Below are 25,652 nucleotides of genomic sequence, written 5' to 3'. Positions count from 1 at the left end.
AGGAGACAACAGCATGGCCGAACAGCTGCACATCAGCGAACTCTTGAAGGACGCCCCCAAGAACTGGGGCAAGTGGGGCGAGGACGACGAGGTCGGCGGTCTGAACTACCTCACCCCGGAGGTCATCAAGGAGGGCGCATCCTCGATCCGCTCGGGCAAGGTCTTCACCCTCGGGGTGCCGATCGGCATGCCCGGCGGCGACCCCATCTGGCCCGGTCGCCCGCTCGCCCAGCGCTTCCAGGTGCGCGACCGCAGCGACTTCCTCAACGGCAACGGCATCGATTACGCCGGAGGCATGGAGGACTCCGACGACCACATCTCCATGCCGCTCCAGGGCAGCACCCAGTACGACGCGCTCGGACACGTCTGGTACGGCGATCACATCTGGAACGGCTTCGCCGCCGAGACCACCACGGGAGGACTGAAGAAGGCCAGCATCCTCCCGATCGCCGAGAAGGGCATCGCGGGCCGCGCCGTGCTCATCGACATGGCTCGCTTCCGCGGCAAGCAGGTGCTCGGCCGCGGCGAGACCTTCACGCACGAGGATCTGCTGGCCGCAGCCGAAGCGCAGGGCGTGACCATTCAGAAGCGCGACATCCTCATCATCCGCACCGGGTGGATCGGCTCCTTCTACTACACGCCGTCCGAGGAGTTCTACCGCGACTTCCTCGAGCCGGGCCTCACCTACACTCCCGAGCTCGTCCAGTGGTTCCAGGACATGGAGATTCCGAATCTCTGCACGGACACCATCGCCAACGAGGTCACGGTCGAGCCCGAGAGCGGCGTCGTGCTGCCGCTGCACAGCGCGCTCATGCGCAACCTCGGCGTGACTCTCGCCGAGATCCTGCTGCTCGACAAGCTCGCCGACGACTGCGCGGCCGACGGTCAGTGGGACTTCTTCTACGCCGCCGGTCCGCTGAAGGTCTACCGCGGCACCGGCGCGCCGGTGAACCCGGTGGTCATCAAGTAGCACGCGCTCCCCTGCATGGGCCCGGACCCCTCTGGGGTCCGGGCCCACCTGTTTCCGCTCACGATCAGAAAGCACCCCATGCCCCTCCCCGCTCTCCGTGGCACCGACCACATCGGCTTCACCGTCCCAGACCTCGACGAGGCTCACGACTTCTTCACCAGGATCATCGGCTGCGATCTCGTCTACTCGCTCGGCCCGTTCCGGTCCGACGACGACTGGATGCTCGAGCACCTGAACGTCCACCCGCGCACCGTCATGCGCCGACTCAACTTCTACCGCTGCAAGAACGGCTCGAATTTCGAAGTGTTCGAGTACGAACCCCACGATCCCCCGCAACCGCAGCCCCGCAACAGCGACATCGGCGGCCATCACCTGGGCTTCTACGTCGACGACCTCGACGAGGCGATCGAATACCTCCGCTCCGAAGGCATCCGCGTGCTCGGCGAGGCGACCGAGAGTTCGTCGTACTCGACGGGGCAGCGCTGGGTCTACTTCCTCTCGCCCTGGGGCATGCAGTTCGAACTCGTGAGCTTCCCGAACGGCAAGCGCTACGAGAGGGAGCACCCCCCGGTGAAGCTATGGGATCCACGCGACCCCGCCGAGTAGGAATGGATCGGGGCAATTCCAGGAGGCCGCCCCACAGGATCTTTCAAATTGGATACAATATCTGTGTCTGATGGAGGCGATGCCGTTCGCACGCGCAGACGCAGGTCTCATCGCCGAGACCGCCCGCACCGAGACGACGCACACCGTTAAGGAACGAATATGACCAAGAAGATCCGCCTGTCACCCGCAGAGGGATGGGTCGAGCTGCAGACGACGGCAGCCGACTGGAAGAACGCCGACCCGAAACTCCTGGGCACCATGCTCAGCCAGTTGCACCTCATCCGCGCCTTCGAGGAGCAGGTGCTGGAACTCGCGGGCGAGGGGCTCGTCCACGGCCCCGCGCACTCGAGCATCGGCCAGGAGGGCGGCGCCGTCGGCTCGATCGTCGGCATGCGCGCGGCCGACGCCATCAACGGATCGCACCGCGGCCACCACCAGTTCCTCGCGAAGGCGCTCGGCTACGTCGCGCCCGACGGCATCGCCCCGACCGACGAGGTCTCGGCCCGGGTCCAGGAGGTTCTCGACCGCACCCTCGCCGAGATCCTCGGCCTCGCCCCCGGCTACTGCAAGGGGCGCGGCGGCTCGATGCACCTGCAGTGGTGGGAGGCCGGCGCGCTCGGCACGAACGCGATCGTCGGCGGCGGCGTGCCCATGGCTGCGGGCAACGCCTGGGCGCAGCTGCAGCGCGGCGACGGCGACCTCACCGCGACCTACTTCGGCGACGGGGCCGTGAACATCGGCTCCGTGCTCGAGACCATGAACCTCGCGGCTGCGTGGAAGCTGCCCCTCGTGTTCTTCATCGAGAACAACCGCTACGCCGTCTCGACGAACGTGGAGGAGGCCACCGCCGAGACCCGCCTCAGCGCCAGAGGCCTCGGCTTCGCGATCCCCTCGTGGAAGGTCGACGGCATGAACCCGCTGGCCGTCCACCTCGCGATGCAGGAGGCCGAGGAGTATCTCCGCACCGGCCGCGGCCCCGTCGTGATCGAGGCCGACGTCTACCGCTACTTCCACCAGAACGGCCCCTACCCCGGCAGCGCCTTCGGTTACCGGAGCAAGGAGGAGGAGGCCGAGTGGCGCGAAAGGGATCCGATCGCCCGCGTCGAAAGCGAGATGATCAAGCTCGGGCACCTCACCCGCGAGGAGGTGGACGCATTGCGCGAGCGATCCCTCGCCGCAGTGCGCAAGGCCGCTGAGACCGTTACCGTGCCCCTGCCCGACGGCAAGCGCAAGATCAAGGACGAGCTCTGGCCGGATCCCGGCTTCGTGGACGTGGGCATCCGCGGCGACGCCTCGGAACTGGCGGGCGCGCGCCTCGAGGAGGAGGCGACCTTCGGCGGCGAGCTCAAGGAGGTCAAGTTCATCGACGTCGTCTCGGGTGTCATCGGCAACCGCATGGAGAAGCAGGGCGATGTCGTCGTCATGGGCGAGGACATCCACCGTCTCAACGGCGGCACCAACGGAGCCACCAAGGGCCTGAAGGCGCGCTTCCCGGATCGTATCCTGGGCACGCCGATCAGCGAGAACGCGTTCACCGGACTCGGGCTCGGCGTCGCGCTCGAGGGGCGGTACCGCCCCATCGTCGAGTTCATGTACGCCGATTTCATGTGGGTCGCCGCCGATCAGCTCTTCAACCAGGTCGGCAAGGTGCGTCATATGTTCGGCGGCACGAACCGGGTGCCGTTCGTACTCCGTTCGAAACTCGCCCAGGGATCGGGCTACGGCTCGCAGCACACGATGGACCCGGCGGGCGTCTTCGCCACCAACCCGGGCTTCCGGATCGTCGCCCCTTCGACCCCCTTCGACTACATCGGACTCATGAACGCGGCCCTCGAACTCGAGGATCCCGTGGTCGTGATGGAACACGTCGACCTCTACGCCTCGACGGGCAAGGCGCCCGTCGATGATCTCGACTACCAGATCGAACTCGGCAAGGCGGCGGTCCGGCGCACCGGAGACGACTTGACGGTCATCAGCTACCTCAACATGGTCGCGATCGCCGCCGAGGCCCTCGACCGAACCGGTATCAGCGCAGACCTCATCGACCTGCGCTGGCTCGACCGGGCGAGCCTCGACTGGGACGCCATCGGCGAGAGCGTCCGCAAGACCGGCAACGTGCTGATCGTCGAGCAGGGCGCCGTCGGCACATCGTACGGCGGCTGGCTCTCCGACGAGATCCAGCGCCGCTTCTTCGACTACCTCGACCAGCCCGTCGAGCGGGTGCACGGCCGCGAGGCCTCTCCGAGCATCTCGAAGGTGCTCGAGGCCGCGGCGAACGCCGACGTCGACGACGTCGTGGAGGGCCTGACCCGCACAGCCCGAAATGTCGGCATCGAGATCCGGGAGGCATGACCATGGCAACCGTCGTCTACATGCCGGAGGTTCTGGCGAACGTGACCGAAGCCGCCATCTCGACGTGGTCGGTGCAGGAGGGCGACTCCGTCGCCGCGGGTGACACCCTCGCCGAGGTCGAGACCGAGAAGGCCGTCGTCGACTTCGCCTCGGAGCACACGGGCGTGGTCGCGAAGCTGCTCGTAGCGGCCGGCGACAACGTCGCCGTCGGCGCGCCCATCGCCGTGCTGCGCGGTGACGGCGAGAGCGACGCCGACGTGGCGAGCGCGGTCTCGGCGCTCGGCGACGGGAGCGCGACCGCGGTGCCGGCTGCCGAGCCGGCGCCTGCGGAACCCGCACCGGCACCCTCCACGCCCCCCGCTCCCGCCCCCGTCGCGGTTCCGGCCCAGGCTGCGCCTGCCCCGGCCGCTCCCACCTACGCCGCAGCGGACGGCGAGCGCCGCTTCGCGAGCCCGCTCGCCCGGCGCCTCGCCCGAGAGCACGGCCTGGACACCGCAGGTATCGTCGGCAGCGGCCCCTCCGGCCGGATCGTCCGCCGCGACATCGAGCGTGCACTCGCCGAGCGCGCAACGACGCAGGCGCCCGCCCCGGCGTCGGAGCCGACCCCCGCAGCGCCGGCCGGATCCCTCGCGGCGCCCTCCGGGCTCCCCGCCCGCACCTCGGCCGCTCACACCCGCATGCGCAAGACGATCGCGCGTCGCCTCACCGAGAGCAAGACCACGGTCCCGCACTACTACGTGAGCGCGGACTGCCGGGTCGACGCCCTGCTCGCTTTGCGCGCCGAGATCAACGCCGGCCGCGAGACCAGGATCTCGGTCAACGATCTCGTGCTCAAGGCCATCGCGAAGGCGCTCGTCGCCGTCCCCGAGGCCAACGTGATGTGGACCGACGAGGAGATGCTGAGTTTCGAGGACGTCAACCTCGCGGTCGCGATCGCGACGGAGAGCGGCCTCGTGACCCCCGTGATCAGGGGCGCGGCCTCGCTCAGCCTCGACGCCGTGTCGCGCGAGGCGCGCGGCTTCGCCGAGGCGGCCCGCGAGAACCGGATCCGCCCGGAGATGCTCGAGGGGGGCACCTTCACGGTGAGCAACCTCGGTATGTTCGGCGTGCCGGAGTTCTCGGCGATCCTCAACCCGCCGCAGGCGGGGATCCTCGCGGTGGGCGCCGCGATCCGGCAGCCCGTCGCGCAGGGAGACGAGATCGCGATCGCCTCCGTCATGCGGGTGACGCTCTCCGCCGACCATCGCGCGATCGACGGGGCGGTCGCCGCCCGCCTGGTGAAGAAGTTCCAGGAGCTCATCGAGCAGCCGCTCAGCATCCTCGTCTGACGACGAGGACGAGGAGAGGCCCCCGCGGATTCCCGCGGGGGCCTCTCCCGTTCCCCGTCAGGGATTGTGGCGATCGAAGAAGTCGAGGATCACCGGGTACACCTCGTCCGGCACCTCGAGCGTCGGGCTGTGACCCACGCCCTCCATCACGATCAGCTCGGAATCGGGGATCCCGTCGGCCACCTGCTTGGCCCACGCCGGCGGGCGCGCCGTGTCCTCCGTGCCCGAGAGGACGAGCGACGGACAGGTGATCCGCGGCAGCAGGGGCACGGCGTTCTCGCGCAGAATCACGCCCCGCATCGCCGGGTAGAGGTTGCGGTGCACCGCGCCGATCCGGTCCTCCCAGAGCGCGACGGCCGCCTTGCGCTTCGGGTCGGTCGTGTTGCGGCTGGTGGGACCGAACATGATCGCCATGGTCTCTTCGAGGCTGTCGTTGATGAAGCCCTGCTCACCGGCACGGCCGATCCACCCGAGAAACTCCTCGCGCTGCTCGTCGGGCTCGTTGCACGCGGAGGAGCCCGCCATCACGAGCGAGCGGAAGAGTTCGGGCCTGCGCGCGGCGAGCCGCACCGCGACGTCGCCGCCCATGGACTGGGCGATCATGTTGATGTCCCGGAGCCCCAGGTGCTCGATGAGCGCGAACATGTCGTCGGCGTCCTGATCCATCGTGATCGCCTCGACCGTGTCGCGGTCGGTGCGCCCCTGCCCGCGGAACTCGGGCCGCACGACCCGGTACCTCCCTTTCGCCACCTCGACGAAGCCGTCGAACATCCGGGAGTCGAGGAAGAGCGAGTGGAGGCAGAGCACGACCGGCAGGTCCTGCTCGCCCGTGTCGGCCACGTACATCTTGATCCCATTGATCGGGATGAGACTCGTCGTCATGGTGTTCTCCTTCCTGCCGAGCCCTTGCCCGCTCAGAATCCGACCTTCTTGAGGAAGGTGCGCACGGTCTCGTTGTACTCGTACGGGTTCTCGCTCATCGGGTAGTGACCGGTGCCCGCGAGCACCGCGATCTCCGAACCGGGGACGCGGCTCCGGGTGGCCTCGACCTGCGCCTGCGACACCAGCCAGTCGGCGTCGCCGCGGAGCAGGAGCACGGGGTCCGTGATATTGCCCATGATGTCGCGCTGGTCGAAGTTGCCGTAGCCGGTGAGGTCGGCGCACATCACCTCCGGGGGATTGCGGCGGATCTGCCACAGCACCTCGTCGGCCCGGTCTTGCGGCGTGCGATCGCCCGTGAGCGACTCCGCCCAGCCCTCCACGACCTGATGCCCGTCGACCTCGATGACGTCGAGGAACATCTGGGACACGGTCGGGGTGTAATCGGCGCCCTCAGATGAGACGATCGCGGCGTAGGCTCCGGGGCGACGGGCCGCGAGCTCCAGCACCTGGTTGCCGGCGAAGGAGCAGCCGATGATCGCGGGGCGAACGAGGCCGAGCGCCTCCATGAACTTCTCGTTGAACTCGGCGTGCTGCGTGATGCTCGTGAAATGACCGCCGGGATGCGGCAGAGACTTCGCGTGACCGGGCGCGTCGACTGCGATCACGCGGTACTCGTCGGAGAGCCCGTCGAGCACGTGGCGGTACATGAGCGTGTCCTGGCTCGCGGCGTGGAAGCATACGATGACCTTGTCGCCGTCGCCGGCCTCCTCGTAGTAGGTGCGCACGCCGTCGACCATGATGTAGCGGCCCACGGTCTCCTTGCCGGAGGGGCGGGGGCCGGGCGACGGCGCCGGGCGCTGGGCCTCGCCGCGCGTGATCCGCGCCATGGCTTGGGTGAGCACGAGCATCGAGACGAGGTTGCGGAGCACGAGCAGCGCGTCGCCCGTGTAGCGCAGCCGGCCGATCGGCTCGGGCGACTGCGCGAGGTAGAAGTCCTTCTCCCCGCTCGCGATCGCCTCCCACTCGTCGCGGGGCGCGGTGAAGTAGACGGTGGATCCGTGCGGGTGGGCGCCCTCGCCCACCGCGACGATGCGACCGTTGTCGACGTCGAGGGTCGCGATCCCGTCGCCGAAATCGAACTCGAAGCGGGCCTCGATCCAGCGCGCGTTCTTCAGCCATCGCGCGTCCGAATTGAGCTCCTCGGCGAGGGCCTTCCACCACTGGGTGCTGAGCGCTGCGGTCATCGATCCAACCTTCCCTTCGGCCGTCCCTCTCGTGCGGGGACGGGTCTGCGACCGCGCCCGTTCGCCGGTGCGCCGATGCACCGGGGCGTGATCGTCGTATACACCGCGGAAGTCCGGGGCGCACTGCGCGCAGCGCGTCATCGCTCCCTTCTCAACGCTGAGAAGCGACGCCGGTCCGTCACACGGTCTATCGGCAGTCTGCCCCGCTCGCACCTTCAAAGTCAAGAAATTGGATTCATTTACGGCTTTCTATACGGATTCACCCCAGTATTTCGAGTCGCGAGGGCGCACATAGGAGACAATTCTTCTAATTGGCTACTTCTGATTGATCCGACGTCGACGCCTTCTCATCATCGCTGCGCGACGAAGGGGCCCTACTGGTTCGAGAAGGCCGCGTCGAACGAGGCCTCCGGCCGCTTCCACAGCAGGGCGCGGATGCGCTCGACCGCCTCGGCAGCGCCGTGCAGGCGGTCCATGCCCGCGTCCTCCCACTCGATCGAGATGGGGCCGGTGTAGCCGATCGAGTTCAGCGCCCGGAAACCGTCCTCCCAGTGAGTGTCGCCGTGTCCGGTCGACACGAAATCCCAGCCGCGGCGCGGGTCGCCCCACGGCAGGTGCGAGCCCAGGATGCCCGCGCGCCCGGTGGAGGGCCGCAGCCTGGTGTCCTTGCAGTCGACGTGGCAGATGCGGTCGGCGAAGTCGACGATGAATCCGATCGGGTCGATCCCCTGCCACACGAGGTGGCTCGGATCCCAGTTGAGGCCGAAGGCGTGCCGGTGATCGACGGCCTCGAGCGCGCGCACGGTCGTCCAGTAGTCGTACGCGATCTCGGAAGGATGCACCTCGTGGGCGTAGCGCACACCCTCGGCGTCGAACACGTCGAGGATCGGGTTCCACCGCCGCGCGAAGTCCTCGTAGCCGTCGTCGATGACCGACTGCGGCACGGGCGGGAACATCGCGACGTAGGGCCAGATCTTCGAGCCGGTGAAGCCGGTCACGACGTCGGCGCCGAGCTTGCGGGCGACGCGGGCCGCGCGCTGCATGTCCTCGGCCGCGCGCCGACGCACGCCCTCGGGCTCCCCGTCGCCCCACACGTAGGGACGCACGATGGCCTGATGCCGGAAGTCGATGGGATCGTCGCAGACCGCCTGCCCCGCCAGGTGGTTCGAGATCGCCCAGACCCGCAGCCCGTGGCGCTCGAGGATCTCGAGGCGCGAGCGCAGGTAGGCGTCGTCCTCGTCGGCGCGAGCGAGGTCGAGGTGGTCGCCCGACGCCGCGATCTCGAGGCCGTCGTAGCCCCACTCGGCGGCGAGCCGCGCCACCTCCTCGAACGGCAGATCGGCCCACTGGCCGGTGAACAGGGTGACGGGATGGGATGCCTCGTGGGTCATGGTCGGCGGCTCCTTCGCTGCTGCAGATCGGTGAGGAAGTCGTGGGTGATGCGGGCCAGCTCGTCCTGACTCTCGGACAGGGGCCGCCAGATCGATGCGGCGGTCGCGATCGTGTCGTTGTCCCCGGTGAAGCTCTCGAGGGTGAGCGGGCCGGCGTAGCCCGCGTCGTCGAGCGCGTCGAGGATGCCGGGCCAGTCGGTGTGGTCGGGCCCTGCGGGGCCGCGGTCGTTGCCGCACACCTGCATCACGGCGATGCGGGAGCCCGCGGCTCGGATGGCTGCGGCGGGGCAGCGCTCCTCGATGTTGAGATGGTAGCTGTCGAGCGCGAGGCCGAGGCCCGGGCCCAGCAGGGGGTCGAGGGCGTCGAGTGCCTGCTCCACGGTGTTGATGAGGCTCGTCTCGTAGCGGTTGAGGGGCTCGATGGCGAGCGTCACGCCGCGCTCGGCGGCATAGTCCGAGAGAGGGGCGAGGGATCCGCGCAGTGCCCGCACGGCGTCCGCGCGCTCCGCGGCCGTCATGCGCCACACCCGCCCGGTGCGGGCCGTGAACGGACCTGCGACGGTGGGCGATCCGACCGCCACTGCAACGTCGACGCAGTGCCGCAGGTAGGCCTGCGTGCCGGCGCGGGTCGAGGGATCGAGGAGGTCGCGCCCCTCCCCCATCGCACCGACCACCCGGGCGCCCATGCCGAGTTCGGCGAGCCGCTCGGCGGCGAGCGCGGGCGTCCAGTCGCCCGGCGTCTCGACGGGCAGCTCGAGCAGCGAGTATCCGATGCGCCGCGCCCGCTCCGCGATCGCGAGCAGGCCCGCGTCGTCGAGCGGCGACGCCCACACCCACGTGTTCACTCCGAGCTCTCGCTGCATGCTGCCCCCTCACCGGGTTCATCGCTCATTCGTCGTGCCCGCGGGAGCGAAGCTCTCGGAGACGCATCAAGGTTCGCGTGCACGTCGCGTGAAACGAAACGCGCCAGCGTTTCGTAGCGACGTGAACCGCGGCACACGGCCGCGTGAACAAACACGCGGGGATCCCTTGCCCTAGTCTCCGAGAGATTCGTTCCCGCGGGAACCCCGGCGCTTGCGACGCGCCGGGGTTCCCTGCCCAAGTCTCCGCGGCCTCCGCCCCACCGGGCAGACCTACTACGGGATGACCCGATCCTGCCAGAGCTTCGGGTAGCCCGGAAGGTCCTCGCCGCCGAACTTGGCGTAGTGGCCGTCGGGCATGCCCTCGTTCGCCTCGAGGTAGCCGTCGAGCTCCTCGGCGGTGATGGGGCTCTGCGGGAGCACCCACTCCTGCGGCACCTGCTCGCCGGCGAAGATCTTCTGCATCGCGAGCAGCGGCGTGCGCCACTGGAAGTTCGAGTAGACGGGGGCGAGGCCGGTGAGGCCCGTGTCCTTCCACTTGCGCAGGAAGCTCATCTCGTCCTCACCGGTCATGACCGGGTAGTCCTTGTCAGCGTCCTCGAAGGCCTCGATCGCTGCGACGGCACCGTCGCCGGCGTCCATCCAGACGCCCTGCACATCGCCCTTCGCGAGCTCGTCGGAGATGATCTTCTTGATCTCGGCGGGGTCGGCGCCGGTGAAGTAGTCGACCGCCTCGATGCCGTTCTCCTCGAAGATCTTCTCGGCGGCGGCCCAGCGCTGCTCGAGCACGTCGACGCCGGGCAGGATGCGCAGCGCGACGACCTTGTCGCCTTCCTTCAGGTTGTCGCTGAGGAACTCTGCGGTGTCGATGCCCCAGGCGAAGCCGCCGATGGGGTGGATGAAGGTGACGGCGCAGTCGGTCTGCACGCCGCGGTCGAAGACGACGACGGGCTTCCCGGTCTCGCAGGCGCGCTCGACGGCCGGGGTGAGCGCGGCGGTCGAGTTCGGCGAGATGATGAAGCCGTCGCAGTCGCCCTCGGAGATGAAGTAGTCGATGTCGGCGATTTGGGTGTCGTCGCTGTCCTTCGCGTCGCGGGTCTCCATCTCGGAGAAGACGCCCGCCTCCTGCAGCACCTTGAACTGCTCGTTCATGGTGATCCAGCCGGTCTGGCGCCAGGGGTTCGAGATCGAGGCGTTGGCGAAGCAGAGCTTCTTCGGGCCGGACGAGGCGAACTCGGCGGTGTCGCGCAGCTCGGCGTTGATGGTCTGCAGGTAGGGCTGCTCCTCGGGGCCCTCGGGCACGACGGAGCGCTCGGCGTCCTGCTTGTCGTAGAGCTCCTGATCGAACCAGTCGGTCGCGGTCTCCTCCGCGCCGTCCTTCGGGGCCTCGACCGACGGATCGGTCGTGCACCCCGCCAGCAGGATCAGCGACGCCGCGCCGACGAGGCCCGCCGTGACTCTCAGCGATCGTTTCATGATCGATTCTCCTTCGTATCGTCGCCCCGCGCGGCGGCGATGCCGGCGGGATCGGGTGACGGGGTGCTCCCCGTCGCTGATGACCCGGGGGATCCGGGTGGTGCGGTGACCGCTGCGGGGGCGCGCCGGCGGCTGCGGAAGACGGCGCCGGAGTAGGCGACCGCGGCGATGATGATGGCGCCCTGGATCGCGTCGCGCATCGTCGACGGGATCGAGGTGAAGTTGAGCAGGGTGAACAGGGTCTCGAGCGCGAAGGCGCCCGCGAGCGCGCCCCACACCGTGCCGCGGCCGCCACCGAGCACCACTCCGCCGAGCACGACCGCCGTGATGGCGATGAACTCGTAGCCCCTCCCGACCGAGGGGTGCACGCCCGCGTAGCCGACGAGCAGCACGCCTGCGGTGGTCGCGCTGAGCGAGGAGATCACGAAGGCGGTCGTCTTGGTGCTCCACACCGAGGCGCCGGCGAAGGCGCCCGCCGCGGGGTTGTCGCCGATCGCGATGAGGCTGCGGCCGAAGGGCCTGCGGGTGAGCCACACGGCCAGCGCGACGACCGCGGCGAGCACGAGCACGCTCCACGGCAGCAGGCCGATGACCGGCAGCCCCGTGATGCCCCCGCGGCCGATCTGCCGGAACGAGTCGGCGGGGTTGCCCGTGGCGGCGCCTCCCGTGAGCCACATGACGCCGCCGTAGAGCACGAGCATCATGCCGAGCGTCACGATGAACGACGGCACGCGGAGCAGGGTCGTGACGAGGCCGTTCACGATGCCGACGACGACGCCGATGCCGATGCCGATGAGGAGCAGCAGCACCGGCAGGGTCTTCGCGTCGTCCTGCCCGATGAGGGTGCCGGCGAGCACGACCTGAGTGGTGACGAGGGACCCCTGCGAGAGGTCGAACTCGCCGCTCACGATGACGAAGTACTGCCCGATCGCGACGATCGCGATCGGCGCGACCCGTTGGATGTAGCGGACGAGCTGACCCGGTTCCGCGAAGGAGGGGTTGAGCACGGCGACGGCGACGAGGAGCACCACCAGCAGCAGGTAGACCGCTCCGCGCGGGCTGACGAGGCGGCGGCCGAGGCTCGCGAGGCGCCCGGCCCCGGCGGTCGTCGATGCGGCGCTCATCGGATGCTCCCTTCGCTCGCGGTCGGCGCGGTGACGGCGGCTCCGCTCGGCGCCGCGTCCCCCGTTCGGGTGAAGCGCTCGCGGCGCGCCACCGTGCGCCGGCGCGAGTAGACGGCGACCGCGATGATGATCACCACGCCGCGCACCACGTCCTTGAGGAACGGGTTGACCTGGGCGACGCTCATCAGGTTGTCGAGCACCGCGAAGATCGCGACGCCCCCGATGGTGCCCCAGATCGAGCCGCGGCCGCCGGCGAGCAGCGTCCCGCCGAGCACCACGGCGGCGATCGACAGCAGGTCGTAGCCGCCCTGCGAGCCGACGGTGGGGCTGCCGAGCCCGAGACGGCTCGCGAGGAGCAGACCCGCGAGGCCCGCGAACACCGAGCAGAGCACGTGCGCGACGATGAGCGGCCGCCGCGTGCGCACGCCGGAGAGGCGCGCCACCTCGGCATTGCCGCCGACGGCGAACAGGTGGTGGCCGAAGCTGCTGCGGGCGAGCAGCAGGGCGACGATCCCGGCGCAGGCGAGCATCACGATGGTCGAGATCGGCACGGGACCGATGCCCGTGGCGCCGAACAACTGGAACGCCCACGGCGCCTCTCCGGCCGTGCCCTGGTAGTTCGTGTCGAGGTAGCCCTTGAGCATGAGCCCCACGCCGAGCGTCGTGACGAAGCCGTGCACGCGGAGGTAGGTGACGATCAGGCCGTTCGCGAGGCCGACGAGCGCCGCGACGGCGAGGGCGAGCAGCACGCCGGGCACGATCATCCCGGTGCTGCCGTTCATGGTCTGAGCGGCGACGAGGCTCGTGAGGCTGACGACGTAGGGCACGGAGAGGTCGAGGGATCCGCCGAGCACCACGAGCGTCTGGCCGATGGCGACGAAGCCCAGAACGCTCATGCCGGTGAGGATGTCGCGGATGCTGCCCGGGCTGAACAGGTTGCGGCCGAGCGTGGCGACGAGCACCGCGCTCACGACGAGCACCGCGACGAGCGCGATGGCGACGATCGCGGTCGTGTCGAGGCGTCGCAGGCGCGCCGAGAGCGAGTTCATCGCGCGCCTCCGTTCCGGTCCGCGGCGGGTCGGACGGTCGGCGCCGATCCCTCGCCCTCCTCCGCTCCGGTCGCGAGGGCCAGCACGGCCTCCTCGCTCGCTCCCGCGGACAGTTCGCCCGCGAGCCGACCGTCGCGCATCACGAGAATCCGGTCGGCCATGCCGATCACCTCCGGGAGTTCGCTCGACACCAGCAGGATCGCCACGCCCTGCGCGGCGAGGGATCGGATCAGGCGGTAGACCGCGATCTTCGCGCCCACGTCGATGCCGCGCGTCGGCTCGTCGAGGAGCACGACCCGCGGCCCGGTCGCGAGCCACTTCGCGAGCACCACCTTCTGCTGGTTGCCGCCGGACAGCGCCTGCACTTCCTGCCCGAGGCCCTGGCTCACGAGTTCGAGTGAGGTGAAGACGCCGGGGATCTCGGCGCGCTTGGCCCTCGTACGCCCGGGGAATACGCTGCGGATGGCGAGCAGCGCGTTGTCGAGGATCGACTGGTTCAGGGCGAGGCCCGTGCGCTTGCGATCCTCGGTGACGAGGGCGATCCCCCGCCGCACCGCCTGCCGCGGCCGCGCGATGCGCACTGCGGAGCCGCCGACGCGCAGCTCGCCGCGGGTGAAGGGCGCGGCGCCGAAGATGGCTTCGACGAGTTCCGTGCGGCCCGATCCCTGGAGGCCCGAGAGCCCCACCACCTCGCCGGCGCGCAGCTCGAGGTCGATCCCGTCGAGCTGCGTGTTGCCGCCGCCGCGCACCTCGACGAGCGCTGCGCCGCGTTCGGTGCCGGGCTCGGGATCGGGGAAGAACGCGCTGATCGGGCGCCCCACCATACGACGCACGAGCGTGGCCTGGTCGAGCTCCGCAGCCGGACCGGTCGAAACGAGGGAGCCGTCCTTCATGACGGTGATCGTGTCGCAGAGGTCGAAGATCTCCTTCAGGCGGTGGGAGACGTAGAGGATAGCGACGCCCCGGTCGCGCAGGCGGCGGATCACGCGGTACAGGATCGAGACCTCGTGGTCGGCGAGGGCGGCCGTGGGCTCGTCCATCGAGATCACCCGGGCGTCGACGGAGAGGGCCTTCACGATCTCGACGATCTGCTGCTCGGCGACCGTCAGGCCGCCCACGGCGGCGTCGGGCGAGATGCCCGCGATGCCGAGGTCGTCGAGCAGGGCAGCCGTGTCGCGGCGCATCGCGGCGACGTCGACGAAGCCGCGGCGGCGCGGCTCGCGGCCGAGGAACACGTTCTGGGCGACCGTGCGGTCCGGCAGCAGGTTGAACTCCTGGAACACGGTCGCGACACCCGCGGCCGCCGCCTCGACCGGGTGGCCGAAGTCGACGCTCGCGCCGTCGAACCGCACGTCGCCGCCGTCGCGCCGGTGCACGCCCGCGATGATCTTCATGAGCGTCGACTTGCCCGCACCGTTCTCGCCGACGAGGCCGTGCACCGTGCCGGGAACGAGCTCGAGCGAGACGCCGTGCAGCACCTCGACGCCGAAGAACTGCTTGCGCACATCGGAGACGGAGAGTACCGGCGCCGCGGTCGCGACGGCGGTCGAAGCCTTCGGTGTCGGCGGGAGATCCGGGGCGATCGCGCTCATTCCGCGCTCACCTCCACCCAGGTGCCGGCGCTGGCAGATGCGAGCACGGCGTCGGTGATGACGGCCGCGCGGGCCCCGTCGGCGAAGGTCGGCAGTCCGGCGGGCGTCTCGCCGGCCGCGGCGGCGTAGGCGTCGGCGACGAAGGCGTTGAACGCGTCCTGGTAGCCCTGCGGATGCCCGGCGGGCAGCGGTGACAGCCGCGCAGCGTCGGCACCGAGCGTGTCCGGATCGCGACGCAGCAGGAGCGAGTGGCCCCGCCTGCCGACCCAGAGCCGTTCCGGGTCCTCCTGCTCGAAGCGCAGGCTCTCGCGCGAGCCCGCGATCTCGAGGGTCAGGCCGTTCTTCCGGCCCGGGGCGACCTGCGAGACGAGGAGGGTGCCGATGCCGCCGCCCGCGAGCTCGACGGCGAGCGCCGCCGTGTCCTCCGTCGTGACCGCCCGGCCCCCGCGCTCGGGGTGCACCGTGCGGGTGACGGCCGCGAGCCGCGCGATCCGATCGCCGCTCACGAACTCGAGCAGATCGACGAGGTGGGAGCCGATGTCGGCGAAGGCGCGGGACGGTCCGCCGCTCTCGGAGCTCACGCGCCAGTCGTCGTCGCCCGGGTCGAGCAACCAGTCCTGGAGGTAGTGGCCCGAGATCGTGAGAACGGCTCCCGCCTCCCCCTCGGCGATGCGGGCGCGGGCCTCGCGGACCATCGGATGGTAGCGGTAGACGAACGGCACGGCGCCGGGACGGCCGGCCCGCTCCGCCTCGGCGGCCAGCTCCCGCGCCTCGGCGGCGCTCGTGGCGAGCGGCTTCTCGCAGATCACGTGCGCGCCGGCTCGCAGTGCCGCCCGCGCGTAGTCGACGTGGGTGGGGTTCGGCGTGCAGACGTGCACGACGTCGAGCCCCGAGGCGATGAGCTCATCGGCGGTCGTCGCGCTCGCGTAGCCGAGCTCGGCCGCGGCCCGGGAGGCCGTCTCCGGCGACGAGGAGGCGAGGGCGGCGAGATCGGCTCGGGCGACTCGCGCCGCGGCCGTATGCGTGCGCGCCATGAAACCGGCGCCGAGCATGCCGATGCGCGGCGACCTGGGTGACAGCACTGTCGGTGTGGGCATATGCCCATCATGCAACTTCGAGAACTACTTTTGTCAAGCATCTTTCATAAGTAACCAAACCGTTATCGACTTGAGGCTGTGCTTAACTGAAAGCGTGTTGCCGATCCCCCCACAGACCGGGCCCCTCGTCTCGACCGCGGGCGGCCTGCTACAACTGCTGCGCGACGGTCGGCCGCGCACGCGCGCCGAACTCGCCCAGCTCACGGGCCTCTCGCGCCCCACGATCACGCAGCGCATCGACCAGCTGCTCGAACTCGGTCTCGTCGCACCGGTGCACGACGCGGCCTCGACGGGAGGTCGCCCCTCCTCGCAGATCGCGTTCCACCCCCGAGCCGGCGTCGTGCTGGCGGCCGACCTCGGCGCGCTGCACGCCCGCGTCGCCGTCACCGACCTCGACGGAGAACTGCTCGCCGAGGCATCGGAGCCGCGCGAGATCGCCGAAGGCCCCGAGGCCGCCATCGCCTGGCTGCTCCGCTCCGCGGCGGAGCTGCTGCCGAGCATCGGCTACACGGCGCAGCAGGTCACCGGCGTCGGTATCGGCGTGCCCGGACCGGTCGAGTTCTCGACGGGCCGCCCGATCAACCCGCCCATCATGCCAGGGTGGGATCGCTTCGACATCCCGGCCGCGATCAGGGCCGAGATCGACGCCCCCGTGCTCGTGGACAACGACGTGAACATCATGGCCCTCGGCGAGCAGAGCAGCGCTTGGCCCGGCGTGACCGACCTCATCTTCGTGAAGGTCGCGAGCGGCATCGGTGCAGGCGTGATCTCGGGGGGATCCCTGCGCCGCGGAGCCAACGGCGCAGCCGGCGACATCGGCCACGTCGCGCTCGCGCGAGCCGCCGACGTCCCCTGCCCCTGCGGCAACCGCGGCTGCCTCGAGGCCGCCGCATCGGGACGCGCCCTCGCCCGCGCGCTCAGCGTGCCCGAGCGCCCGCTCGCCCGCCCGAGCGACGTCGTCGCGCTCGCGAAGAGCGGCGACGTCGCCGCTATCCAGGCCATCCGGCAGGCCGGCCGCGACATCGGCGAGGTGCTGACCGCGTGCGTCAGCCTCATGAACCCGTCCACCATCGTCATCGGAGGCACGATGGCGCAGGCAGCCGAGCACCTCGTCGCCGGCGTGCGCGAGGTCGTCTACGCCCGCTCGATCCCGCTCTCGACCGAGCACCTCACCATCGCGCCGTCTCGGGCCGCCGGCAACGCCGCGATCTTCGGCGCCGCGCAGTTGGCGATCGACGCCGCGCTCTCGCCCGACCGCATCGCCGCGGCGCTGGGCGGCTGAGGGCTCGGGCGCGGCGAGCCCTCGACCTACGCGGAGGCCGCGCTGAGGCGCTCGAGCTCCTCGGCTGTCAGCTCGAGCTCGAGCGATGCCAGGAGTGCCGGGAGCTGCTCGAGGTTGCGGGCGCTCGCAATGGGGGCGGCGACCGTCGGCTGGGAACGCAGCCACGCCAGCGACACGGTCGCGAGTTCGGCGCCGTGCGCGGCGGCGACCTCGTCGAGCGCGGCGAGCACCGCGCGACCGCGGTCGTTCAGGTACTCGGCGGCCTGGCCGGCCCGCGGGCTCGCGCCCTCCGCCGAAACGTCGCCCGCGTCGCGGTACTTGCCCGCGAGGAAACCCTTGGCGAGCGAGAAGTACGGGAAGACCGCGAGCCCGGCCCCCTCGGCCGCGTCGCGGAGGCCGTTGGTCTCGAAGTCGCGCTCGACGAGGTTGTAGTGCGGCTGCAGGGCGACAGGCAGGTGGTAGCCGCCCTCGCGGGAGATGCGCAGCCACTCCTCGACGCGCTCGGCCGTGTAATTCGAGACGCCGATGGCGCGCACCTTGCCGGCGTCCACGAGACCCGAGAAGGCGGCGACGGTCTCCTCGAGAGGGGTCTCGGGGTCGTCGAAGTGCGCGTAGTAGAGGTCGATGCGGTCGGTCTGCAGTCGCTGCAGCGAGGCATCGGCTGCGGCACGCACGTTGTCGCCCGCGAGCCCGGAGAACTGCGGGTGCGTCGACACCTTCGTCGCCAGCACGACGTCGTCGCGGTTGCCGCGCGCGGCGAACCACTCGCCGATCACGGTCTCCGACTCGCCGCCTCCGTTGCCCGGCACCCAGTGCGAGTAGCCGTCGGCCGTGTCGACGAAGTCGCCTCCGCCCGCGAGGAAGGCGTCGAGCACCTCGAACGAGGCGTCGCGGTCGGCGGTCCAGCCGAACACATTGCCTCCGAGGGCGAGCGGTGCGATCTCGAGATCCGAGCTTCCGATGGTGGTGCGCGCGATAGTCATGCCTTCGACGCTATCAACATCGGGCCCCGCGGTTCCAGGCCCCCGCAACCAGGCGCAACGCGCGAGCTCATGCGCGAGCTGACCCCGTATGCACGAGCTGACACCTTTATGCACGTGAATACGGGGTCAGCTCGTGCACACGGGGTCAGGTCGCGGGGAGGTCGGGCCGCGCGACCGGAATGAGAGGAAGACGGGAGAAGGAAAGGTGCGACCAGGCGGGGATCCCTCGCCTCACCTCAGCCGAGCAGTTCGCGCCCCCGCGCCACGTAGCCCTCCATCTCGTCGTCGGGCACCATGCTGCCGCCCGTCACCCACGCGATGTGCGTCGCGCGGGCGAAGCGCTCGGCAGTGATCCCTCGCCGCTCCAGATACTCGGAATACGCCGCCACCCGCTCCGGGCCGACCACGCCCGCCATCGCCGACGGTTCGGCGCGCAGCCCCTCGGTCGCGTCGAGCAGCGCGAGGAGCCGGTACAGGGTGTCGTCGTCGACCGTGACGTATCCGTCGATGAGGCGCTGCATCGCCTTGCCGACGAAGCCCGAGGGACGGCCGACGGCGAGCCCGTCGGCCGCGGTCACGTTGTCGATGCCGAAATCGTTCACCGCGACGCCGTCGTGCAGGCCCGTGGCGACGCCGAGCAGCATGCTCGGGCTGTGGGTGGGCTCGGCGAAGATCGGGTGCACGTGGTCGCCGAACTCGGTGCGCAGGCCGAATGCGACGCCCCCGGGCCCGCCGCCCACGCCGCACGGCAGGTGCACGAAGAGCGGGTGCTCCTCGTCGACCGCCACGTCGAAGGCGCGCAGCTGCCCCGTGAGGCGGCGCGCGGCGACGGCGTACCCGAGGAAGAGGCTGGTCGAGTTCTCGTCGTCGACGAAGTAGCAGTCGGGGTCGGCGTCCGCGAGTTCGCGGCCCTGCCGCACCGCCTCCGAGAAGTCGGAGTCGTACTCGACGACCGTGACGCCGTGCGAGCGCAGCAGGTCCTTCTTCCACGCGCGCGCGTCGGCAGACATGTGCACCGTCACCCGGAAGCCGAGCCTCGCGCTGATGATGCCGATCGAGAGCCCGAGGTTGCCCGTCGAGCCGACCGCGATGGCGTGACGGCTGAAGAACTCGGTGAACTCCGGGCCGGCGATCCTCGCATAGTCGTCGTCGAGGCTCAGCATGCCCGCCTCGATCGCGAGCCGCTCGGCGTGCTGCAGCACCTCGTAGATGCCGCCGCGGGCCTTGATCGAACCGGAGATCGGCAGCTCGCTGTCGAGCTTCAGCCAGAGGGATCCCGGCAGTTCGCGGCCCGCCCGCTCAGCGAGTGCGGCGTGCAGCTTCGGCGCTCCCACGAGCGGCGACTCGAGGATGCCCTGCGTCGCCCCCGTCTCGGGGAACACCTCCCGGAAGTAGGAGGCGAAGCGCCGCAGCCGCGCGGCCGCGTCGTCGATGTCGGCGCGGGTCAGTCCGACATCCGCGATCGCTTCGGCGGTGGGGGCCGTGTGCGGCGAGAACCACTCGGTCTCCCGCAGACCGACCAGGTCCGAGATCACGGGGAGCCGGCGCTCCCACTCCTCGAGGGTCGCGCCGTGAATCGTTGCGGTACTCATGCCTCCACCGTAACGCGGACGCACGTACCCCACGAGGGCGCGGTTCGGCCGACCGATGAGGGGGAGGGATCCCTCACCGCCGCGCGGCTCAACCGGCGGGAGGGCGGCGATGCACGAAGCGCGGCACCCAGCGCAGCATGCCGAGCGCGCCGATCAGACCGATCGCGCCGATCGCGCCGGTCGCCACGCCCAGCGTCGAGACCGCGGCGATACCCGAGAAGATGACGGGCGCGGCGGCTCCCCCGGCGTCGGTCAGCGTGCGCCACGACCCGAGGAACGCCGCGGGATCGCCCTTCGGCGCTACGTCGGCGCCGAAGGTGAGCAGGATGCCGCTCGACAGCCCGTTGCCCACGCCGATCACGGCGGCGAACATGGCGAACCACATCGCGGCCTCCGGCGCATCGTGCGTGAACGCGAGCGCGATGAAGCCTGAGCTCATCAGCAGCATCGCCGGGAGCACGGCCCAGAGCCTGCCGAAACGGTCCATCACCTGGCCGCCCGCGTAGAACAGCGCGAAGTCGATGGCGCCCGAGATGCCCACCACCAGGGAGATGGTCTGCGCATCGAGCCCGAGGGAGACGCCCCAGATCGGCAGCACGACGAGCCTGGCCGAGCGCACGGCCGACAGCGAGGCCGCCGCGAGGCCGAGACGCGCCAGAACCCCGCGGTGCTCGACCATCGTACGGAAGACCCCCGGTCGCCGCCCCGCGCCGGGCACCGCGATTCCGCTCGTCACCGGCTCACCGGTGTCGGCGGCGCCATCGGCCCGCTCCGCCCGGTTCGCGGGGTGGGCGGATCCCTCGCGGAAGCCCGCGGATCCCTCGCCCGAGCCGGCCTGCAGCCGCGCCTCCGGGTCGGGACCGAAGCCGACGAGCAGCACGCACGCGACCAGACACGCCGCGAAGCACCACGCCGCCGAGGCCTCCACGCCGGTGAGCCCGAGCAGCAGGGCCCCGAGGAACGGGCCGGCGAAGAGACCGAACCTGAACGATCCGCCGAGCAGCGAGAGCGCTCGGGCGCGGTAGAAGAGCGGCACGCGCGTGGTCATGAAGGCGTGGCGGGCGAGAGCGAACGCGGCCGCGCAGAGCCCGACCACGAAGACCGCGACGGAGAGCACCCCCACGCTCGGCGCGAAGGCGATGCCCGCAGCGCCGAGCATCGCGATGATGCCGGCCGCGACCATGGTGACGCGCTCCCCCAGCCGCGCCACGAGGTAGCCGGCGGGAATGTTGCCGCACAGCTGGCCGATGACGAGCGTCGACGCGACGAGCCCGGAGAGCGCGAGGTCGGCGCCGAGCTTCGCCGCCATGATCGGGATGAGAGGGATCACGGCACCCTCGCCGAGCGCGAAGAACGTGGTCGGCCCGTAGATCATCGGAGCGAAGCGCAGCAGTACGCTTCTCGCCGAGTCTGTCATGGAACCTCCGACTCCACTGTACTGCGGAGCCGAGGGCCGGGGTTCAGGGCCGGGGGTCGGGGCGGGCCGCGGGCCGCGGTTCTGGTCTGGACCGCGGCTCAGGCCGGGGTTCGCAACTCGGGCGCACGTTCTGGCGGGATTCTCCCCACCTGAGCCGTGATCCCGCTCCTGAGCTGCGATGGCCTCATGCCCGCCCTTCCGAGCGCCGATAATGGGAACCAGCCGGAAGGGGAGCGAGATGGTCGCACGGGAACAGCAGGAGTACTGGTTCGAGACCGACCCGCTCGAGGGCGCCGGGCGCAGCCGCAACCCCCTCGCGAAACTGGGCTCGGTGCTGCCGGGGCGGCAGCTGACGGGCGCGCAGCACGACGCGCTCGCCGAGTTCGCGAAGGCGAACGGGCTCCTCTACTCCTCGTGGTCCGAAGTGCGCAACCGGATCGTGCCCATGCCGAGCCTCGTGCTCGACGGGACCTGCGAGACGATCGTCATGGACGGCGACCCCGACACCGACCCCGCGGCGGGCGCGCCGCACATCGAGGTCGGCAACCACGGCTGGCGCTACTGGAAGGCGGAGGGGGACGGTTCGCCGTCGCGTCGCGGCTACATCGCGATCCGTCACTGCCTCGACCTGCCCCGCATGTACCTCGCCGCGCGCGGCCCCGGCGCCGCGACGGTGCTGGCGGCGGCCTCGACCGTCGTGAACGTGGCCGGATTCTTCGACTTCGAGCGTTCGGAACCGGATGTCACCCCGGTCGACAGTTTCCGCAAGCGCGCCACCCGGCTGGAACTGCCGCCGTCGCTCGGCTTCACCGCCTACGTCGATGCGAAATGGTCGACGACCAGCAGGGCGAAGGCGGATCTGAAAGCGGAGTTCGGGCGCAAGGCCGGGGCCGAGGCCAAGCGCAGAGCGAAGCTCGAACCCGAGCTCGATGCGGCGCGCGCGGCCACGGCCGAGGCGCTCATCGACGGCCCCGCCGCGTCCCTGCTCTCCGAGCTCGCAGAATCCTTCGACATCGAGGTCGAGCGCGACTGGATCTACGCCTACAGCTCCTTCGGCGAGCTGTCGACGCTCGACCCCGAGATCTGGGCGTGGGCGTTCGGATCGGCGTCGCGCCTCATCGACGTGCTCGCCGCGTGGGGCCTCGACGCATCCGGAACCCGGGATCGCGCCTGGTACACCTCCGAGAGCATCGAACGCCCCAGCAAAGTAGACGGCGAGCTGCGCGCGCTCATGCCGAAGCAGGGCGGCGCGGTCAGGAAGTTCCTGTTCGGCGGCGAGGGCGGCTGAACCCGTCGGGTCCCTCTCCCTGAACTCGCCGGCGCCCTGCCACATGTGCGGGTTGCCGCGTCCCTGCGCTCACCCGCGGTCGTCCCCTCACTGCTCCGGTGATTCGCGGGTCAAGGAGATATCCGAGACCTGTCCGTCGACGTACTCGAAGCGCACGAACACCCGGTTCGGGGCGTCCTCCGCGGTCCAGAACCGATCAGCGTGGGCGTTCGACCACTCGGGAGTCCCGAAGCGCTCGAGGATCTGCTCCCGCGTCGTATCGGGGCCGACGCCGTCGATGAGGCCTTCCGGCCGCGCGTACGCCCCGCGCTCATCGCTGCCCCTGACCCAGATCCTGACGTCTTCGAGGACACCGTCCTCGAAGATCAGCTCCGCGTGCTTCCGCTCGGCGACGTAATAGGTCCGGGTGACCGCGCCGACCGGGTACTGGCTGCGCTCGAACGGCGGCCCGAAGAGCGCGAGGGCCGCCTGCGCCTCGGCGTCGTCGGCGCCGTGCCCGAGCGCCGCGATCAGTGTCGGCAGTTCGCCCGTCACGACCGCCTCCGCCCGCGGCGCCATCGCGCTGCGCCGCGCCCGCTCCTCTGCCGCGGCTTCGGCGGCCTCGATCCCGGCGGTCCGCGCGCGCTCTTCGAGCCGCTTCTTGAACTCGTAGCGATAGGTGCTGGGGCCATCGGTTTGCGGCTCCGGGAAGTCGTCGTACGCGTCGGCCGCCACCTCGAATCCGAGCGCCCGGCACTCCCGCGCGAGCGGCGCGATCAGCTCGTCCTCGTACTCGCCGAACGCGAGGCACATGGCATCGGTCAGCGTGCGCCCCCGCACGGCGTCGAACCACTCCGAGGGCTCGAGCAGGGCGAGCGGCGCCGCATCGGTCGGAGTGCCCTCTGGGCCGTGCCAGTAGCCGAGCGCCACGCCATCGTCGCTCTCCAGCACCCAGGTCGCCAGTTCGGTGGTGGCCCGGGTCGCTTCGGCCTCGATCCGATCCCGCTCGACGCCCGACTCGGCCGCGCGGGCTTCGGATCTCACCACCTCGCTCGGCAGCTCGGCCTCGGCGAGGAAGCGCACGCCGAAGCGATCCCACGGGGCGGTCTCGCCGGCCGCCGCGCGTGCTCTCCACCGCAGCAGGTCCTCCGGGAGTTCGGAGGGGGCGGGAGGCGCGGTGGGGGCGGGAACGGGATCCGGCGCGGGATCGGGCTCCTCGGCGCCTTCGCCGGAATCCTCTTGACGCAGGGCGGCGTATCGGGCGTCCCGATACCTGCCCGGCCCCTCGATCGCGGGGTTCCGCAGCTCGGCGATCGCCTCCCCTGTGACCAGGGACGCCGCGAGCCCGGCGTCCGTCTCCGCCGCGAGTCCGCGGGCGCGCGCGACCAGAGCTGCGAAGTTTCCGTCCTCGTACTCGGCGGCCTCCGCGCACAGCGCCTCGGTGAGCGTGCGTCCCGCCAGCATCATGTACTGGCCCTCGGTGTCGAGCGATACGAGCGCCGGCCCGGATGCGGCTCCGCCGTCGGCTTGCTCCTCGGCGGCGGCGGACGGATCCGCCGGGCCGTTCCAGTAGCCGTACGCCCTCTCCCCATCTTCCTCGGCGACCCACGCGATGAGGGCGTTCGTCTCGGCCATCGCGCGCACGTTGGCACGGATGCCGGGTTCCGCGAGGTCGTCCTCGGTGAGATACGAGTCGTCGAGCAGCTCCGGCACTTCGTCGTCCTCGAGGAGGCGGATCCCGGCATCCTCCCACGGCGTCGGCAGGCCCGCGCGCTGCCGCTCGCGCCACAGTCGCAGATCTTCGGGTTCGGGCATCGTCGCACTCATGCCTGTCAGCGTAGTCGCCGTGTTCCGGAACCGTGCCTCCGCATCCCCGCCGCGACCGGCGGGGCGGGCGGCCTACGGCACGAGATACCCCGCCGCGCGCACGAGTTCGTACCACTCCGCGCGGCTCAACCGCACCTCGGACCCCTGTGCGGCAGCGGAGACGCGCTGCGGCGTCGTCGTTCCGAGCACGACCTGCATGCGCGCGGGGTGCCGGGTGATCCACGCGACGGCGATCGCTTCGGCCGACACGTCGTACCGCGCGGCGAGGCGATCGATGGCGGCGTTCAGCTCGGGGAATCGGCTGGAACCGAGGAAGGGTCCGTCGAAGAAGCCCGACTGGAACGGCGACCACGCCTGCACGGTGATGTCGTGCAGGCGGCAGTAGTCGAGGACCCCGTCGTCTCGCGCCACCGACTGCTCGAGGCCCTGCATGTTCGCCGCGAGACCCTGCGCGATCATCGGCGCGTGCGTGATCGACAGCTGCAGCTGGTTCGCGACGAGCGGCTGCTCGACGTATCGGCGCAGCAGCTCGATCTGGTGGGACGTATGGTTCGAGACGCCGAACGCGCGCACCTTGCCTGCCGCGGCGAGATCGTCGAACGCGCGGGCGACCTCCTCGGGCTCGACCAGGGCGTCGGGGCGATGCAGCAGCAGGATGTCGAGGTAGTCGGTGCCGAGGGCTTCGAGCGAGCCGTGCACGGACTCGACGATGTGCTCGTACGAGAAGTCGAAATAGGGGCCCTGCTTCACGATCCCGGTCTTCGACTGGATCACCCACCGTTCCCGCTCGGCGGGGGTGAGCCGCACAGCCTCGCCGAAGCGGCGCTCGCAACCGTGCACGCCGTCGCCGTAGATGTCGGCGTGGTCGAGGAAGTTGATCCCGGCGTCGCGAGCGGAGCTCACGAGCGCGCGCACCTCCTCGTCGGTCTTGTCCTGGATCCGCATGAGCCCGAGCACGACGTCGGACACGGTCAGCTCGGTTCCCGGCAGGGTGAAGGTGCGCATGGCATCACGCTACCGCGATCCCTCGCGATCTCCGACAGTGCGACGCTGCAGGGACGCCCCGGCACCCCGGGGCGCCCACCCGCACGACCTAGGTGTACCCGGTCAGGAGGTTGGTAGCAGCGACGGGCTTGTGAAACAGGAGAACCTCCGGGCTTAGTGGAGATGTCTAACGTCTTCACCTATTCCCGGAGGTTCTCGTGACCCACCGTAACGCCCGTCTGACTCCTGCTGGTAGGCGATTGATCATTCAACGTCATCAGCAGGGCTGGAAACAATCCCATATCGCTGCCGCGATGGGTATCTCGCGC

At 70.4% G+C, this 25,652-nt stretch carries 20 protein-coding genes and 1 pseudogene; 7 read left to right on the top strand and 14 right to left on the bottom strand.

From position 1 onward, the window contains the following. Nucleotides 1-13: 13 nt before the first annotated feature. The 4 genes from J4H91_RS07070 to J4H91_RS07055 all read left to right on the top strand — a co-directional run bounded on the left by J4H91_RS07070 (nt 14) and on the right by J4H91_RS07055 (nt 5,256). The gene (locus tag J4H91_RS07070) at nt 14-970 is read left to right on the top strand and encodes a cyclase family protein (protein ID WP_208045560.1); all 957 of its coding nucleotides are present in this window, start codon (nt 14-16) and stop codon (nt 968-970) included. A 78-nt stretch (nt 971-1,048) separates the two neighbouring features. Next, nucleotides 1,049-1,576: a VOC family protein gene (locus tag J4H91_RS07065; RefSeq protein ID WP_208045559.1), complete on the top strand. Its 528-nt coding sequence runs from the start codon at nt 1,049-1,051 to the stop codon at nt 1,574-1,576. Nucleotides 1,577-1,735: 159 nt separating this feature from the next. Continuing rightward, nucleotides 1,736-3,928: an alpha-ketoacid dehydrogenase subunit alpha/beta gene (locus J4H91_RS07060; RefSeq protein ID WP_208045558.1), complete on the top strand. Its 2,193-nt coding sequence runs from the start codon at nt 1,736-1,738 to the stop codon at nt 3,926-3,928. Continuing rightward, a complete protein-coding gene (locus tag J4H91_RS07055) occupies nt 3,925-5,256 on the top strand; it encodes a dihydrolipoamide acetyltransferase family protein (protein ID WP_243752743.1) in 1,332 nt (443 codons plus the stop codon). Before J4H91_RS07060 ends, J4H91_RS07055 begins: the two co-directional genes overlap by 4 nt. Nucleotides 5,257-5,313: 57 nt before the next feature. Here J4H91_RS07055 and J4H91_RS07050 read toward each other — a convergent pair whose 3' ends face one another. The 9 genes from J4H91_RS07050 to J4H91_RS07010 form a co-directional block, all read right to left on the bottom strand. Beyond that, nucleotides 5,314-6,138 carry an alpha/beta fold hydrolase gene (locus tag J4H91_RS07050; RefSeq protein ID WP_208045557.1) on the bottom strand — a complete coding sequence of 275 codons (825 nt, stop codon included), beginning with the start codon at nt 6,136-6,138 and terminating at the stop codon, nt 5,314-5,316. Nucleotides 6,139-6,170: 32 nt separating this feature from the next. After that, nucleotides 6,171-7,382, bottom strand: coding sequence for an alpha/beta fold hydrolase (locus tag J4H91_RS07045; RefSeq protein WP_208045556.1), 1,212 nt, complete (start codon nt 7,380-7,382; stop codon nt 6,171-6,173). 374 nt (nt 7,383-7,756) lie between these two features. Continuing rightward, nucleotides 7,757-8,773, bottom strand: coding sequence for a sugar phosphate isomerase/epimerase family protein (locus J4H91_RS07040; protein WP_208045555.1), 1,017 nt, complete (start codon nt 8,771-8,773; stop codon nt 7,757-7,759). Then, nucleotides 8,770-9,636: a sugar phosphate isomerase/epimerase family protein gene (locus J4H91_RS07035; protein ID WP_208045554.1), complete on the bottom strand. Its 867-nt coding sequence runs from the start codon at nt 9,634-9,636 to the stop codon at nt 8,770-8,772. Before J4H91_RS07035 ends, J4H91_RS07040 begins: the two co-directional genes overlap by 4 nt. A gap of 273 nt (nt 9,637-9,909) precedes the next feature. Further along, entirely contained in the window at nt 9,910-11,109 is a 1,200-nt protein-coding gene (locus tag J4H91_RS07030) for a substrate-binding domain-containing protein (protein WP_208045553.1), read from the bottom strand. Further along, a complete protein-coding gene (locus J4H91_RS07025) occupies nt 11,106-12,233 on the bottom strand; it encodes an ABC transporter permease (protein WP_208045552.1) in 1,128 nt (375 codons plus the stop codon). The genes J4H91_RS07030 and J4H91_RS07025 overlap by 4 nt, the downstream gene beginning before the upstream one ends. After that, entirely contained in the window at nt 12,230-13,282 is a 1,053-nt protein-coding gene (locus J4H91_RS07020; RefSeq protein ID WP_208045551.1) for an ABC transporter permease, read from the bottom strand. The genes J4H91_RS07025 and J4H91_RS07020 overlap by 4 nt, the downstream gene beginning before the upstream one ends. Continuing rightward, nucleotides 13,279-14,874 carry a sugar ABC transporter ATP-binding protein gene (locus tag J4H91_RS07015; RefSeq protein WP_208045550.1) on the bottom strand — a complete coding sequence of 532 codons (1,596 nt, stop codon included), beginning with the start codon at nt 14,872-14,874 and terminating at the stop codon, nt 13,279-13,281. The genes J4H91_RS07020 and J4H91_RS07015 overlap by 4 nt, the downstream gene beginning before the upstream one ends. Then, on the bottom strand, nt 14,871-15,971 hold the full coding sequence (locus tag J4H91_RS07010; protein WP_243752742.1) for a Gfo/Idh/MocA family protein: 1,101 nt from the start codon (nt 15,969-15,971) through the stop codon (nt 14,871-14,873). Before J4H91_RS07010 ends, J4H91_RS07015 begins: the two co-directional genes overlap by 4 nt. 103 nt (nt 15,972-16,074) lie before the next feature. Here J4H91_RS07010 and J4H91_RS07005 point away from each other — a divergent pair, with 103 nt between their 5' ends. Then, nucleotides 16,075-17,253, top strand: a complete 1,179-nt coding sequence (locus tag J4H91_RS07005; protein ID WP_424960831.1) for an ROK family transcriptional regulator — start codon at nt 16,075-16,077, stop codon at nt 17,251-17,253. A gap of 26 nt (nt 17,254-17,279) precedes the next feature. Here the strand turns inward: J4H91_RS07005 and J4H91_RS07000 are convergent, their stop codons facing one another. The 3 genes from J4H91_RS07000 to J4H91_RS06990 form a co-directional block, all read right to left on the bottom strand. Beyond that, nucleotides 17,280-18,236 (bottom strand): aldo/keto reductase, encoded by a 957-nt coding sequence (locus tag J4H91_RS07000; protein ID WP_208045548.1) that lies wholly within the window; start codon nt 18,234-18,236, stop codon nt 17,280-17,282. Nucleotides 18,237-18,472: 236 nt separating this feature from the next. Continuing rightward, on the bottom strand, nt 18,473-19,828 hold the full coding sequence (locus J4H91_RS06995) for a D-serine ammonia-lyase (RefSeq protein WP_208045547.1): 1,356 nt from the start codon (nt 19,826-19,828) through the stop codon (nt 18,473-18,475). Between the two features lie 88 nt (nt 19,829-19,916). Continuing rightward, the gene (locus tag J4H91_RS06990) at nt 19,917-21,245 is read right to left on the bottom strand and encodes an MFS transporter (RefSeq protein WP_208045546.1); all 1,329 of its coding nucleotides are present in this window, start codon (nt 21,243-21,245) and stop codon (nt 19,917-19,919) included. A 238-nt stretch (nt 21,246-21,483) separates the two neighbouring features. On the opposite strand from J4H91_RS06990, the gene J4H91_RS06985 reads away from it, so the two are divergent. Beyond that, nucleotides 21,484-22,533, top strand: a complete 1,050-nt coding sequence (locus J4H91_RS06985) for a hypothetical protein (RefSeq protein ID WP_208045545.1) — start codon at nt 21,484-21,486, stop codon at nt 22,531-22,533. An 87-nt stretch (nt 22,534-22,620) separates the two neighbouring features. Here the strand turns inward: J4H91_RS06985 and J4H91_RS06980 are convergent, their stop codons facing one another. Further along, the gene (locus J4H91_RS06980; RefSeq protein ID WP_208045544.1) at nt 22,621-24,339 is read right to left on the bottom strand and encodes a hypothetical protein; all 1,719 of its coding nucleotides are present in this window, start codon (nt 24,337-24,339) and stop codon (nt 22,621-22,623) included. 72 nt (nt 24,340-24,411) lie between these two features. Further along, a complete protein-coding gene (locus J4H91_RS06975) occupies nt 24,412-25,344 on the bottom strand; it encodes an aldo/keto reductase (protein ID WP_208045543.1) in 933 nt (310 codons plus the stop codon). A 197-nt stretch (nt 25,345-25,541) separates the two neighbouring features. Between J4H91_RS06975 and J4H91_RS15520 the strand changes: the two are divergent. Then, nucleotides 25,542-25,652 (top strand): annotated as a pseudogene (locus J4H91_RS15520) (leucine zipper domain-containing protein); the annotation flags it as partial.

Source organism: Leucobacter ruminantium (assembly GCF_017565705.1).
GTDB classification, from domain to species: domain Bacteria; phylum Actinomycetota; class Actinomycetes; order Actinomycetales; family Microbacteriaceae; genus Leucobacter; species Leucobacter ruminantium.
Note: the sequence above shows the minus strand (reverse complement) of the source record. Positions and strands in the feature narration are given on the sequence as shown.

Bases quoted from the DNA above. Each gene is read 5' to 3' on its own strand.
- J4H91_RS07030 (WP_208045553.1), bottom strand. From the start codon at position 11,109: ATGAAACGATCGCTGAGAGTCACGGCGGGCCTCGTCGGCGCGGCGTCG.
- J4H91_RS07050 (WP_208045557.1), bottom strand. From the start codon at position 6,138: ATGACGACGAGTCTCATCCCGATCAATGGGATCAAGATGTACGTGGCC.
- J4H91_RS06995 (WP_208045547.1), bottom strand. From the start codon at position 19,828: ATGAGTACCGCAACGATTCACGGCGCGACCCTCGAGGAGTGGGAGCGC.
- J4H91_RS07065 (WP_208045559.1), top strand. From the start codon at position 1,049: ATGCCCCTCCCCGCTCTCCGTGGCACCGACCACATCGGCTTCACCGTC.
- J4H91_RS07035 (WP_208045554.1), bottom strand. From the start codon at position 9,636: ATGCAGCGAGAGCTCGGAGTGAACACGTGGGTGTGGGCGTCGCCGCTC.
- J4H91_RS07025 (WP_208045552.1), bottom strand. From the start codon at position 12,233: ATGAGCGCCGCATCGACGACCGCCGGGGCCGGGCGCCTCGCGAGCCTC.
- J4H91_RS07070 (WP_208045560.1), top strand. From the start codon at position 14: ATGGCCGAACAGCTGCACATCAGCGAACTCTTGAAGGACGCCCCCAAG.
- J4H91_RS07015 (WP_208045550.1), bottom strand. From the start codon at position 14,874: ATGAGCGCGATCGCCCCGGATCTCCCGCCGACACCGAAGGCTTCGACC.
- J4H91_RS06980 (WP_208045544.1), bottom strand. From the start codon at position 24,339: ATGAGTGCGACGATGCCCGAACCCGAAGATCTGCGACTGTGGCGCGAG.
- J4H91_RS06975 (WP_208045543.1), bottom strand. From the start codon at position 25,344: ATGCGCACCTTCACCCTGCCGGGAACCGAGCTGACCGTGTCCGACGTC.
- J4H91_RS07000 (WP_208045548.1), bottom strand. From the start codon at position 18,236: ATGACTATCGCGCGCACCACCATCGGAAGCTCGGATCTCGAGATCGCA.
- J4H91_RS07040 (WP_208045555.1), bottom strand. From the start codon at position 8,773: ATGACCCACGAGGCATCCCATCCCGTCACCCTGTTCACCGGCCAGTGG.
- J4H91_RS06990 (WP_208045546.1), bottom strand. From the start codon at position 21,245: ATGACAGACTCGGCGAGAAGCGTACTGCTGCGCTTCGCTCCGATGATC.
- J4H91_RS07045 (WP_208045556.1), bottom strand. From the start codon at position 7,382: ATGACCGCAGCGCTCAGCACCCAGTGGTGGAAGGCCCTCGCCGAGGAG.
- J4H91_RS06985 (WP_208045545.1), top strand. From the start codon at position 21,484: ATGGTCGCACGGGAACAGCAGGAGTACTGGTTCGAGACCGACCCGCTC.
- J4H91_RS07060 (WP_208045558.1), top strand. From the start codon at position 1,736: ATGACCAAGAAGATCCGCCTGTCACCCGCAGAGGGATGGGTCGAGCTG.
- J4H91_RS07010 (WP_243752742.1), bottom strand. From the start codon at position 15,971: ATGCCCACACCGACAGTGCTGTCACCCAGGTCGCCGCGCATCGGCATG.
- J4H91_RS07055 (WP_243752743.1), top strand. From the start codon at position 3,925: ATGACCATGGCAACCGTCGTCTACATGCCGGAGGTTCTGGCGAACGTG.
- J4H91_RS07020 (WP_208045551.1), bottom strand. From the start codon at position 13,282: ATGAACTCGCTCTCGGCGCGCCTGCGACGCCTCGACACGACCGCGATC.